Origin of the sequence: Paenibacillus sp. FSL R5-0636, from assembly GCF_037974255.1 — a bacterium.
Classification (GTDB): Bacteria; Bacillota; Bacilli; order Paenibacillales; family Paenibacillaceae; genus Paenibacillus_AQ; species Paenibacillus_AQ odorifer.
Window position 1 is genome coordinate 6,728,001 of sequence record NZ_CP150232.1, and the last position, 13,761, is coordinate 6,741,761.

9 protein-coding genes are annotated in these 13,761 nt (G+C 45.3%); 1 reads left to right on the forward strand and 8 read right to left on the reverse strand.

Translation table 11 applies throughout. The features are described 5' to 3' along the window. Positions 1-220: 220 nt before the first annotated feature. The 4 genes from MKX34_RS30700 to MKX34_RS30715 all read right to left on the reverse strand — a co-directional run bounded on the left by MKX34_RS30700 (position 221) and on the right by MKX34_RS30715 (position 7,935). The gene (locus tag MKX34_RS30700) at positions 221-1,879 is read right to left on the reverse strand and encodes a hypothetical protein (protein ID WP_076099700.1); all 1,659 of its coding nucleotides are present in this window, start codon (positions 1,877-1,879) and stop codon (positions 221-223) included. After that, complete coding sequence (locus MKX34_RS30705) at positions 1,872-2,678, reverse strand: ABC transporter ATP-binding protein (protein WP_036682032.1); 807 nt, start codon at positions 2,676-2,678, stop codon at positions 1,872-1,874. The genes MKX34_RS30700 and MKX34_RS30705 overlap by 8 nt, the downstream gene beginning before the upstream one ends. A gap of 690 nt (positions 2,679-3,368) precedes the next feature. Continuing rightward, entirely contained in the window at positions 3,369-7,106 is a 3,738-nt protein-coding gene (locus MKX34_RS30710) for an S-layer homology domain-containing protein (RefSeq protein WP_076297032.1), read from the reverse strand. A gap of 73 nt (positions 7,107-7,179) precedes the next feature. Next, a complete protein-coding gene (locus tag MKX34_RS30715) occupies positions 7,180-7,935 on the reverse strand; it encodes a hypothetical protein (RefSeq protein ID WP_076272921.1) in 756 nt (251 codons plus the stop codon). 356 nt (positions 7,936-8,291) lie between these two features. On the opposite strand from MKX34_RS30715, the gene MKX34_RS30720 reads away from it, so the two are divergent. Continuing rightward, positions 8,292-9,647: a dicarboxylate/amino acid:cation symporter gene (locus MKX34_RS30720; RefSeq protein WP_036682429.1), complete on the forward strand. Its 1,356-nt coding sequence runs from the start codon at positions 8,292-8,294 to the stop codon at positions 9,645-9,647. An 88-nt stretch (positions 9,648-9,735) separates the two neighbouring features. On the opposite strand, the gene MKX34_RS30725 is transcribed toward MKX34_RS30720, so the two are convergent. The 4 genes from MKX34_RS30725 to MKX34_RS30740 form a co-directional block, all read right to left on the reverse strand. Then, positions 9,736-10,731 (reverse strand): Gfo/Idh/MocA family oxidoreductase, encoded by a 996-nt coding sequence (locus MKX34_RS30725; protein WP_036682038.1) that lies wholly within the window; start codon positions 10,729-10,731, stop codon positions 9,736-9,738. Positions 10,732-10,894: 163 nt separating this feature from the next. Beyond that, complete coding sequence (gene menA, locus MKX34_RS30730) at positions 10,895-11,848, reverse strand: 1,4-dihydroxy-2-naphthoate polyprenyltransferase (protein WP_036682041.1); 954 nt, start codon at positions 11,846-11,848, stop codon at positions 10,895-10,897. A 38-nt stretch (positions 11,849-11,886) separates the two neighbouring features. Beyond that, the gene (locus tag MKX34_RS30735) at positions 11,887-12,663 is read right to left on the reverse strand and encodes a DUF6081 family protein (protein WP_244886404.1); all 777 of its coding nucleotides are present in this window, start codon (positions 12,661-12,663) and stop codon (positions 11,887-11,889) included. Between the two features lie 35 nt (positions 12,664-12,698). Next, positions 12,699-13,616: a prenyltransferase gene (locus tag MKX34_RS30740; RefSeq protein WP_036682043.1), complete on the reverse strand. Its 918-nt coding sequence runs from the start codon at positions 13,614-13,616 to the stop codon at positions 12,699-12,701. Between the last annotated feature and the right edge of the window lie 145 nt (positions 13,617-13,761).

Consider the following 13,761-nt stretch of genomic DNA (forward strand, 5'->3'; position numbering starts at 1 on the left):
CACCGGTTTTGAATACCGTAATCGCTGCAGCGTATTTCTCAAGTAAAAAATCAGTACACGAATATCAGATAAATGGAAGAGTGCGTAAAGATTATAGGTTATCCCTGAAAAGCAACTTTAGATGTATTCTACCTTGTATTCAGCCGATTGTCTAAGAAAATACTGGAATTTATACCCTTTTTTTATGTCGGCAAAAAATGTCCATATTTGACGCATTCACTCACCCCGGAAAGTTGGATATGTGACCTGTGGTTGATGGGGTTTTGGGGAAGGTCTTTCGCCATAACCATTGATTCAAAACTACCAGAACTAACAGATAGATGTAAATTCCTCCGGTAAATAAAGTGAAGACATAGTGAATACCCGCCATCCCCATCAGCAAAAACATAAGCATGAAGGCGACTCCAGTGTAATCCTTTTGTTTGGCTGCCTCATAACGCTCTGAAAAAGGTAAGCTCCGCGGATAAACACGAAAGCAGATGACTGAGAAAATCAGCATGGCGAATAATACCACTACTAAATCAGGTACAATGTGCACACCGAACAACAGAATGAACAATACCGCATCTACAGCAAATAAAGGTAAGACTAGCCGCAGCAGCGCCGCCTTAAGCATCCCACGGTAAATAGGTGTGCTATCGGGTAAAGGAATCAGCCTATAAATCCAAGCTCCTTTATAACTTGTAGAGTAGCGTAGCATCTGTATTACAGTCTGCATTAACATCGTGCAGAAATAGATTAACAAGTACACTTTTGAACCTTTAAGGGAACCATCATAACTATTCTGCAATATACCAAATATAAAAATAAACGGGAATGCGATAGAAAAGCCAAGTGCAGGATAGACCTTCAGCTTAAAATCGCGCTCATTCTTCATCATGGACCAAGTAAACCGAAAGAAAATCCCCTCTGCCGGTTCCTTACATACTCTGCGCGAGAGCCACTCTGCGAGCTGGCCCTTGTCTTTTCCACCGGAGCCTTGCTCCGCCAGCTTTTGCAAATTCCGCTCAAACTGCGGCATCAGCTTAATATAAGCTACGATCAGTACAAGTGGGGTTATCAAAGCCAGCAATGAGAGAATGAAGTAATAGGGTTCTCTCGCTCCACCAAGCAACAGTTCAAACGGAGCCGCGAACCAAACCGGAAAAATAAAGTACTGCCACCAAGCAGGATGATAAGCAGCGCCAAGCTCAGTGAGGTTGAACAACCGGGAGATGAATTGATAGCCCACCATTATTCCGATCGTTAGAAGGATTTGCGTATAATTTATAATATCCTTGAGCTTCTCCCCATCAAAAAACCGCATGATCATCAGGTAGAGCAGTGCAGTTATTACGAGGATAAAACAGTCTAACAAGACAATTGTCACCGCATACATCAGAAAAAAAGCGATCCCCTGCTTAAATAGGCTAAATACCAAAGATGGACCAGTGATCGACAATGTAACTGTCCCTAAGTAGAGAAGAACGTGTATACTTTTGGCCATATTTAAGGTGGTTCGGTTGACGGGTTTGGAAAAAAGAATATTTTTATCACGTAAATCAAGCATTACTGAAGAAAAATCAGAGATCAGGGTTGTGGAGACAAAAAACATAATGATCCCAAAGGTTAAGCTCATTTGCAGCATATAGTGATCATTGGATAGCGTTAGCGGAATTAATATTAAACCAAACAGTAAGTAAATCCACTGCAATCGCAAAGGCGAACCTTCTTTAACGTTCTCCTTTTTCTGCATACCTGCAAGCGCTGTAGGCGTTCTTCTTCCGTCCATGGTCAGTTTGATCTGCAGAATACTCCGCATGGTGTCATAATCGACTCCAAATCTTATAAATGCACCCCGCAGCTTATCCAACAGCCTCAGCACGAAGAAATCAGTCATAAGAGGATACCTCTTGCTCTTGCATGACCGCAACAAATTCACCAGCGATATCACGGTATTTATCAAATCCGGTTAATTGATTGAAAATATCTTCAAGCGTCCCTTCGCGGCCTTTCTCCTTCAGCTCCGCAAAACTTCCGTCCGCCACAATATCCCCGCCATCAATCAAAATGATCCGGCTACTGATTTTCTCAACCACATCCATGATATGTGAGGAGTAAAAAATGGTCTTCCCCCGTGCCGCCAGCGATGCAAAAATCTCCTTCACTATCATCACGCTATTAGCATCCAAACCACTCAGCGGTTCATCCAGGAATAAAATATCGGGGTCATGCAGCATGCTGGAGATAAGCAGCACCTTTTGCTTCATCCCTTTTGAGAACGAAGAAATCCGCATATCGTAAGACTTCTCCAAACCTAGCAGTGTGGTTAATTTTTTGGCCTTGTAGTCCGCCTCCGCACGACCTAGCCCATACAGCTCGCCAACAAAGGTTAGATACTCTCTTGCAGTGAGGCTATCATATAATTCGGCTACCTCCGGCACATAACCTATACGTTTCTTGTAAGAAACATCTCCATCAGCAATATCCTTACCGAAAATCTCCACTTTACCGTTATATCCTTCTACCAAACCGAGCATAATCTTCACCGTTGTACTCTTACCTGCCCCGTTAGGGCCGATATAACCAATAATTTGTCCTCTATATACCTTAAGATCAATTCCCTTTAGCACCATTCGGTCTGTATAGTTCATCCATAAACCTGAAATCGCTATGACCGGATCGTCAGCTAAACCCATATCTCAGTCCCCTTTCTAGTAACTAATCAATAATGTGAAATATTACTACTTTATGTAATTACAATAATTGTATCATTTAGTAGAATCCTCTTCCATGATTTAGTCTGCTAATCTTATGTCTAGTTAAAAAAAGAGTGGCCATTAGGCCACCCCCTAGAGATTTATAGCGAAAGGCAGCGCCACCGATGCCACGAAATGGCTGTTGGCACCCCCTTTATTTTAGTAAACCGGGCTAAGATCAGAGTCCGTTTGGTGGGGTAGCATTTTTGCGTAAGAGAGCGAGCACGCTATCGGACACAGCTGACCTTATACGCGGATTTTTACCACATTTGGAGTGCTAAAGGACCCCATAGTCGCTATCAGCATGAAAAACACCATAAACGCACCTTTTTCTAAGCGATAGCGTCGCTGGAGTCCGAAACTATGCCCCAAAGGCTGGAATGTGGAAAATAACGTCATCTGGGTCCGAAAGCCGCGCCGATAATGAATGAGCTGCTGAATCAAGCGGGCAAGAGGGCAAGCGTGCAAGCGGACAGGGCAAGGGCAACCAGCCAGCTAACAAACAAAAAAAACAGAGCAGCGATACTCCAATAAAAGAGGAATCGCTGCTCTGCTGTCTTAGCCAAACCGAGTCGCCGCACTCATAGTTGAACGCTACTTACGTGACGTCCGCTATGTCTTAGTGGCTGATTATTTGGATAGCAAATTGTAAATAACCTGTGCTGCTTCTGCTCTTGTAGTGACTTCCTTCGGATTGAGTTTACCGTTCGCTCCGGTCACTACACCTCTCTCTACCAGCGCTTGAAGGGCTTCTTGTGCATAACCAGCGATCTGTCCAGCATCACTAAAGCCGGAAAGCGTGGCCGCTGTTTTCTCAGATGGCAGTTCACCTAGCGCTACAAGCGAGCGGTACAAGAGTGTAAATAGCTCCTGCCTAGTGATCTGAACCTCTGGCTGGAATTGATTATCTCCCGAACCCGTTGCTACCCCAAGGCGCTTAGCTGCAGCAAGATAATTCGTATAATACGTATTGCCCGCATCTGCAAAATTATCTGCGGCAACCTCATCTGGTGCGATGTCATATGCCTTAAGCAACAGGACGATGAACTGCCCTCTGGTTATTGCGGCATTAGGACTGTAATGCTCAGCATCCGTACCAGATGTGATACTGCGTGCTGCCAAGAAACCTACTGCATGGCTATACCATGAGGCATCTGGAACATCTGCAAAGCTCACTTGATTATATCCAATAATATATTGGGAGAAATGTGTGGTTACGAAATCTACAGTTCCCTTAGCGGCATTGTAATTTCCACGTACATTGTCCAAACTTCCAGTGCTGTTAATGTGATACACAATAACCGCATCTGACCGTTCTCCCGCTTGCAGCACGTACGGTACGCTGACACGAACACTGCCCCCACCGAAGGTGGAAATCGTGCTTTCACCCGCTATAACCGACAAGTCATAAACTGGTCTGTCTCCGAGAACAGCCTTGCCTTCTGCCGTTAATGACACCTTCGCGATTCTAATAATGATGTCTCCGGCATCTGAAGCTGCACTAATGCTTGCCAATGATTTGGCATCAAACGTAATCGTACCCACATTCTCATAATCAATGGTAATCTCCGCCTTCGTTCCGGCGGCTAACTCATTAATTATGCTTCTTGGAAGAGTAAGTTCAGCGGTTTGAGTATCTGAAGTAGCTGCAACACTAATTTCAAGAACAGCTTTCTTCCCATCAGCTTCTGCCTTCTTAGCGAGACTCACGAATTCAGCAGCCGTTTCTTTTGTGATCGTTGCAGTAGTCACTCCTGTGGTTTTATCCGTTTTAGTTGCTGCTGTTGCTGATAGGTTCACGGTACTCCCTGCTGTTGCCGTAGCAACCAGTTGAGGGCTTGCCGATGGTGTTGGTGTAGTCGTGCTCGGTGTAGAATTGCCACCCGATCCACCCGATCCACCTGTTCCACCTGTTCCAGGATCTGAAATAGGCACATAGGCCGGAACAACAATGTCAGTCGCTGGACTTGCCTTATAACCTTCTTTGGCTGCGTATCTCACTTGATACGTGCCCGGTATTAATCCTGTGATTTCTTTATCTGGTGCATACACATAATTAGTTACACTCGACAGCTTATATTCTAAGGCTGTCGTGGTTCCCGTAATTCTTCCATCATTGTTCGCTGCTGAGGTAGGAGCAACTCCCTGTAACCCAGTTGGAGCTGCTTGTTCCGCAGTGAATGCTGGAACGATTACATCTGCTGCTCTACCCGCGTTAAATCCTTCTTTAGCTGCGTATCTTACCTGATAGATACCCGGCACCAGTCCAACGATCTCTACATCTGATGCGTAGACATAATCGGTAACCGTAGACAGCTTATATTCCAGCGCTTTCGTAGTTCCTATAATTTTACCGTCGTCATTGGCTGCACTGGTTGGTGCTATACCTACTAATCCTGTAGGTGCCGCTTGCTCACCATATGCCGGGACTTCAACTGTAGCGTCTTTACCTACGCTGTATCCCTCTTTTGCCGCATATCGCACATTATAGAAGCCCGGAGTAAGACCAGTGATAGCTGTACCTGTTACAGGCTTATAATCAGCTTCTCCAACGCCTTTATACTCCTGTCCTTCAGCAGAACCCGTAATTTGCCCATCATCATTAGCTTCAGAAGTAGGTGCTACGCCTACCAGTCCTGTCGGGGCTGCTTGTTGATGGGTGTAAGCAGGAACTTCCACACTTACGTCTTCGCCAGCATTATAAGGAATGATTGTGGGTCCAGCTGCGGAAGTTGGCCCTTGATAGCCCGATGTAGCGGCATATCTTACCTTATAAACACCAGGTGCAAGCCCTGTAATGGCTGATCCCGAAGCTGGGGTGTAAGCCTCGTCTCCAGCAAGCTTAAATTCCAATGCTGCACTGGTGCCTACAATTTGCCCATCCTTATTGTCGGCCGCTGTTGGTGCTACACCGGTAAGTCCTGCCGGTACAGCTTCGAGTCTGGAGAATATTTTATCCAGCGCTGTTGTAGTGTTATTGTATCTGGCTCCGATTGGGTAATTAGCCTGCACGTAATCCGGTTGGATATTCGTCCAGCTGTACATAAGTTCAACATGCCCTAGAATCGGTGAGTTTTTGCCTCCTGCATCCTTGTTGTCCTTGTTATAAGTGAACAGATATGGAACTTGAAGTCTGTCTCCGCTCACGGTGTTTCCAAGTCCATCTACATAACTAATTACAGTTGGTTTGGCAGCTGAATTGTTTTCGGTCTTGATATTGGTCAGATAAGTACGAACCAGATCAACATAAAGCTGCGCATACGGATGATTAGTGGTTCTAATCTGAAGCTCATTATTATTATGCGGATTTGCACTGCCCTTAGTGCCGCTGTTGTTATTAGGCTCAGCAACGGTCACACCAGCATCCAACTTAGTGTCGAAGAAGTAGATCTTATTGATATTATGTTTTTTGGCATATTCGTTGATATATTTAATCACCGCTTGCGTGTTAGGGCACCACGACCCGCCTAACAAAATTGCATAGTTTCCCTCACTCGCTAAAATTTGCTTCAGCTGATGATAGGTCACATGTTCATAAACAAGCGTGCCATCCGCTTCGTTGAAGATCGTAGGTTTTCCCTCATTTTCCCCTTCATAGTTCTTATTAAATGCAGCCTTGATATAAGCCGACTCGTCGATAGTGTCATATCGGGAAGCGGCACCCAGCACCTCACTTACTGATGTTTTATACGCATTAACCTTCGCCGCATCAAGTGTTCCGTTCGTCAGGAACTCATTCCACGAATAGCTCTTATCCAGGTAGGATACGACAGGAGCACTATTTCCCTGTGCATCCTTGTGATCCTTGTTGTATACCAATAAGAATGGAGACTCGAACTTGTTAGCAGTCACAACTTCCCCGTTTTTATTGGTATAGCTGACATTGCGTTCTGGATCATCTTTGGAAGACAGATTTAAATTCTTCAAATACTTGTTGACCAGATCAACATATTTATAAGCAAATTTATTATTGCTGTCTGCAATCTGAAGGGTGTCCCCGTCCAGCTTAGTATCAAAGTTATAAATCGTAGAGATGCCGTATTCCTTGGCTGCCTCGTTGATAAAGCCGATATCGGCCTGTGTATTCTCGCTCCAAGCGCCGCCAACCAGAACAGCGTATGTGCCTTCACTCTCAAAAAGATGAACGATATCTTCATACGTCGCTGTTTTAAATACATGGTTAGCATCATTTAGACGGTCATAGACATGACTGAAATAGTCAAACTGGTTAACGCCGCCTTGGGAAGAGGTTATCGCTTCTGCGGTATCCGGATTAGCATAAGCTCTTCCTGCCTGAGTAGGCAGGATTAGCAGGGAGGCTGCCAGCAGCAGCGTTACAATTTTTTTGAAGGTTAATGGTCGTATCATTATGTGCACCTCGCCTTAAATAGGTTTATGGGATGAATGGGCTGAAAGGAATCCTGAATGAGCCTGCTGCTCATCAAGGACAAACCTCTTCCTCAGCGGCTGGTGCCGGTGCGGGTGCCTGAACCGTTTCCGCTGGAGCAGCTGCTGGTGCGCTGACCGTGGATGCAGGTGCAGAAGACGATGTTTTCGGTTGAGAAGACTCAACTACCGGAGCCGGGGTCGCTTTAACTACCTCTGTTGTAGAGAAGGTTATAGCTTTTTTGGAAGGTGTCTCCGTTGCTTTTGCTACAGGAGCGGCGGTTTCCTTAGGCTGTTCAGATACAACAGGAGCTGCGGTCGGCTGAACGGCTTTAGCGGTTACGTTTGCTTTTGGAGCAGTCGTAGGCGCAGGCGTTGCCGCGCTGGTTTGCGGTTTAACAGATGCAGATACCGTTGTTGCAGCTGTTGCCGTCTTAGCGGTGTCCGCAGCCGGGGATGCGGTTGCTTTAGGCTGAGCTGCGCCCGCTTCTGGAGCTGCTGAAGCAACAACCTTCGCCGCAGAATCAACAGCTGCTGGGGCCGCAGTAGCTTCTGCCGTGACTGTCTCTGCTGCTGGAGCCGAAGCTTCCGGCTGGACAGCTTCTGTTACAGGAGCTGCAGTAGCTTCTGCCTGAACAACAACTGCTGCTGCAGAAGTAGCTACTGGTAAAGCTGCTGCGGTTACTGCTGTATTACTACTCTCTTGAATGGGTGCTGCCTCTGCTGTTTTTTTGTTAGCGGATACCGCGGCATACGTCAATGCGGAGAAGACGATAGCGGCGGCAACCAAAGAGATCGAAAGCTTTTTCATATGTGTACCATCCTTTTCAAATAAAATAAGAGACCCCTTCATTACATTCTTGTACCTTAAATCCGTAACTCTCCCTTCTCTAAAGTTAAAAAAAAGAGACTCAACGGGACGCAATTTACGCGTCTTTCGTTGAATCTCCGGCTGTCCAGTCGATTCCAATTGGCTTGTGATTAAGTTCCATATTATTCATGCCATAGTGCCTTGTCAATCAATTTTTATTTTTCACATGGTTTTTATCGGAATTAATTATTTTTAACATATAATTACATTGACTTTACTATAAATTCTATATAGATTGATCTCAATAGGATTAATCACATTAAAAAACTAGGTTTAAGGGGGTATTGATAGTGAACATAGATAACAACTTATTATCCGCCATCGAAACGAACTGGTATGGATTTGTCGCTTCCATATTTGTGTTTGCAATTTTGTTTCTACTGGCACGTAAACGAATTGGATTTGGCACCCGGGTACTCATCGGACTTGGCATCGGACTTATTGCCGGTATATTCTTTCAATACTTCGATTTAGAGACCAAAGCTATTAGCACATTCGGCAGCATTTATGTCAGCTTGATCCGCATGCTCGTCATTCCTTTAGTATTCGTACTCGTATTAAACAGTATTTCTTCCTTAACCAATCTGGAGTATCTACGCAAAATCGGGATCAAAACCTTCGCCTGGTTCCTCGGAACAACTGGCATCGCTTCTATTATCGGCCTATCGGTTGCGCTGCTGTTCAATCCCGGCCAAGGTATACAACAAGATGTACCCGCAGATTTTGCAGCCCGGGAAATCCCGACCTTCTCCCAGGTTATCCTCGATCTTGTTCCATCTAACCCTGTTAATGAAGCAGCTACGGGTAAGGTTGTGCCTCTACTCATTTTCGCCATCTTCTTAGCAGTAGCTATAATCAAGATTGGCTCCAAGAAACCCGAAGCAGTCAAACCTGTACGTGATCTTATTGAATCCCTAACACTGATACTGCATCAGGTTGTGAAATTCATTATTCGCCTGACCCCTTATGGCGTATTCGCACTGATTGCCGGAATCACCGCACGTTATGGCTGGGAGACGTTGCAGGAGCTAGGCAGTGTAATTATAACCTCGTACGTAGCAATGATTATACATTTTGTACTTATCTTTGGCGGATTGGTTCTATTAGTAGCGAAGGTGAATCCAATTCGTTTCTTCCGCAAAGTGTATCCAACCATTACTGTTGCCTTCACAACCAGAAGCAGCTATGCAACACTTCCGGTCAATCTCGAAGTTATTACGAAGCGGCTTCATGTCTCCCCACGGATCGCGAGCTTTATCGCACCGTTAGGGGCATCTGTGAACTTTAATGCGTGCGGTGGGATTTGGCCAGCTATTGTGGCTGTATTTACCGCTCAAGTATTCGGTATTGATCTGAACTGGACCGACTATATTACACTGGTATTAGTAAGTATTATTTCTTCCATTGGTGTAGCTGGCGTACCTGGACCTGCCGTAATCTCCACCACGGTAGTCTTAACTGCTCTCGGCCTGCCGCTTGAAGGAATCGCTATCGTTGCAGGTGTTGAAGCGCTCATCGATATGGGCCGTACCGCTGTAAACGCAACTGGAACAGCTGTAACAGCTCTGTTAGTAGCTAATTCCGAAGGTGAATTTGACCGCGAAGCGTTTAATAGCAATGATGACGATGATATTCTCTTGAGCACTGTTTAAAAGCTGAAACTGTAAAAACCTCCGGAAGCTGCGTAAAGGAGAGCGCCCGGAGGTTTTTTTTGCATAGATTCATATTGGATTCATCTTCTTATAGCATACTAATTCTTTCCCGCTTTTTAGCAGAAGCTAGACAAGTCTCGATCAATTGCATGCCCAGCACTGCATCCTCAGGTGCAAATAATTTTTTTCCTGTAAATACTGCGGCGGCAAAATCATCGACCTCCCGTGTATAGGGATTCGCCCCGGTGGCATCAACCCGTCTTACCCCTTCTCCCGTATGCACAAAAAATTCGGCATCCTCATCTCTAGCATTAAAAGGCATAGGCACTTCAATCATTCCATCGGTCCCCAGAATCTCTAACAGCTGGCGGTTATATGCCCACATCCCGCAATCAAAAATCAGGCTTAGCCCCTTCGGAAACTCTACCAGCCCTGAAGCCATCATATCTACATTGTCATGCTCCGGAGAGAACATAGCCTGTACTGTCACGGCTTCCGGCTCAGCTCCGAACAGCAGTCGTGCTGCACTTAGCGGATAACAGCCGATATCATAAAGCGAGCCGCCGCCCCAAGCGGATTTAAAGCGAATATTAGAGGTATCTGTAGCGTCATTATAAGTAAAAGTGCCTCGAATGGAGCGTAATTCGCCAATTTCACCGCTAGAGATAATCTCTTGCAATTCCGCAATCCGAGGATGATGCCGATACATATAAGCTTCTGCCAAATGGACTCCAGCATCATTACAAGCTTTTACCATCTCAGCCGCTTCTTCACTGTTCAGCGCGATCGGTTTCTCACATAAGATATGTTTGCCAGCTTCCGCCGCACGGATTACCCATTCCCGATGGAGGTGATTTGGCAGTGGAATATACACTGCATCAATATCCTTATCCGCCAGTAATTCCTCATAGCTGCCGTAAGCTTTATCTATTCCGAACTCTGCGGCTACAGCGCTGCTTTTTTCTAAACCGCGACTGGCTACCGCTGTGATCATTCCCGTCTCCGAATCCATTATAGCCGGCATCACTGAACCTGTCGCAATCTGCGCGCAGCCCATGATTCCCCAGCGAAGTTTTTGCACCATCGTTGCTAACCTTCTTCCTTATAGATTACTTACTATACTTAAAGCCACCTTATCATAGAATGAAACGTTTCTCTAACAGAAAGAAACCTGCAAATTGCAAAAAAACAGTGCCAAAAGGAGCTCCAACCCCGATAGACACTGCTTTTTTATAAAATATGAATGTTTATATTAGTGCATTTAACAGCACAGCCGCACCCAGCACAACTATACGCGCAAGGTTCATCAATACGAAGTTTTTGACGGCAAGAATAAAGGTACTCGCCTTCTCCTGTTTCTCTGTGAACAAGGCAATATTTCGGCGCAGCGGGATCAGCGTAAGTAGAATCAACAGAACCAGAATAGGGTTAATCCCTAAGATCAGCAGCACTACAAGATCCAGATAAGAGACATAGTAGAGATATTTAAAAAGCACAAGCGCATTGCGGCGGCCAATGTACACCGGAAGCGTATACCTTCGATTCTCCACATCCTCATCAATATCACAAATATTATTAGCGAGCATAATCCCTGCGATCCCCAAAATAGCGGGCACGGAAAACCAGAAAAGGTACAGCACTTCCACGATGTTGATATTCAAGCTGACCCAGCCGTTCTGGAGCAGCAGTGAAACCACATGCTCATCCGTATGGATATAGGCAGAGATAAAAATAATAACAAAGCCCATAAACAAACCGGAGAACAGCTCACCTAACGGCATCCGCGAGATGGGAATCGGCCCGAACGAATAAAGTATACCGATCAAGAACGACAGTCCACCCAGCAAAAAGACCAGCAAACCCGTCTGAGTGACAAGCGCAATCCCGCCCCCTGCTGCCAGCGCCAGCAAAATCACAATCGTCGCCACGACGGTGCGCTCTTTTAGCTTAAAATGAACAATCGCATTATGTGTCTCGTAGCCGTAGCCGTGGGTTTTAGAAGCTTTTTTGAAATCGTAATAGTTGTTAATCGCCGTCGTCGCCATATCGAAGCTAAGCAAAGACACGAACATCAATCCAAAACGCAGTACGTAAAAATCCTCAAACCGGTACAGGGCGTACAACGTTCCCATTAGAAACGGAATAATACTGGCTACCTTCGTCGGCAGCTCCACAAATCTTAGAAAGCTTTTAATATTCACACCATACACCCTTATCTGTCAAATGAGCCTGCAAGGCATTACTGTTCAGTTGTTGTAACCGTCACTGGGGACCATTCTGCAATAACTGTTTGTCCATGTACAGACACACTGCCTTCAGGACTCAGATCCTTCTCTGTCATAATTCCGAGCGCTACAGTGAAGTTATTGAATTTAAGCGGAATATTTTTCTCGCGGCGTACTTCCTTGCCGTTCAAATAGAATACAGCCTCATCATTGCCACGGTGATAGGTAATACGGTACGTATTGAATTCCCGTGGTTTGAAATCCGTATCTTCTTTAAAGATGCAGAAGTATTTCGTTCCAGTGCTTTCTGGTACTTGTACACCCGGGAACGGCAAAATACCATATACACTAGCGTATTTATCATTTCCCGCGAAGAAATCAAGCGCAGCGCCTGTCGTGAAATCCAGCAGGTTCAGCGATACATATCCATCATACAGATCTCCAGGTGCAGTTTCTTGTGTACGGCAACGAATTTGCAGCTCAATGCTAATCTCTCCTGCTTCCGGAATCTCCACTGGCTTGGCTGAATAATACATGTGCTTGGCATTGTCCAGAATTTGCACTTGATGATTCTCGCGAGATAACTTCGCACGTACATACAGGGTGTCATTACGAACGATAACTACAGCCTCCGGCTCACGGTAAGCCCAAAATGATCCGTCAGGCAGTGTAAATCCACCCGTCTTCCAGACCTTTCCTTCTTCTAAAATGGAGTGGAAATCCCCAAGAACCATGCGATTGCCTTTAACTTGTTGTTCTTCTGCCATCAATACCTTGTCCTTCTTTTCCATGAAAGCTCACTCCTTCTGTAGTCCATCTATTAGTATCAGATCAAGCCTTGAATTAATAAAGTTATTGCCATTACTACTCCGCAGCGTACGGAGGCTTTTTGTGAAGCACCCATCAGCGGGATATAAGCCGGCGAAGCATTATGTTGCTTGAGACTACTGTAAATGCGCAGCGGCCAGAAAGCTGTAACCAGCGCCAGCAGTGCGTAAACAGGAAGTACACCCAACAGCACACAGACTATCACCGAAGCGTAGCCAGTGAAAAGAAGTACACGTGAGAATACAAGTGCCTTTTGTTCTCCCCATACTACAACAAGCGTAAGCTTACCCGCCTGCTCATCCGCTTTCCAATGTAGGAAATGGTGATTAAACAACAATAATGTAGTTAAAAATCCGACAGGCAGCGAGAGAATTACAGGCTTCATGCTAAACTGACCGGTTTGTACGAAATAGGAGCCTAATACAGGCATAATCCCAAAAGCAATAAAAATGGCCATCTCACTATAACCTTTGCCGCGATAGCCATAACGCAGTGGCGGAGCCACATAGAAATAAGCGATTAAAGCACCAACAAGTACAAACCAGAGGATATTCCAACCGCTATATATACTAAGAATCCCACCACAGATAAGGGCAATCGCCAGCATACTCCAGGTCATCCTTGCATAAAAAGACTCCGAGAGGATCCCACCTGTCAGTAGCCCGGAGTTTGTGCTGATTTCACCAGCGGAATTCTTTGCTTCTGTATCGGTTCCGTTGCGGAAGTCCCACAGATCATTCACCATATTGGAGAACAAATGCGCCGAAATCGCCCCTATTAATGTAAGAATAAATAAAACCGGATGGAATGTCCCTTCCCATACATATGCCCCAACGGTCCCCAAAACAATCGGGATGAGCATAACAGAAAAACTCCAAAACCGGGTCGCCTTGGTAAATAATGTCCATTTGTTCACTTCAAGCTTACCGCCTTTTTCATATGATTTGATAATAATTATCACTGACTATTATACATCAATTTTCGATAGATTGTGAAGATTATCACTGCATATAATGTCTATTCTTGACATAATATTTCCGTTTGTTTGGTCAAGTAACTTG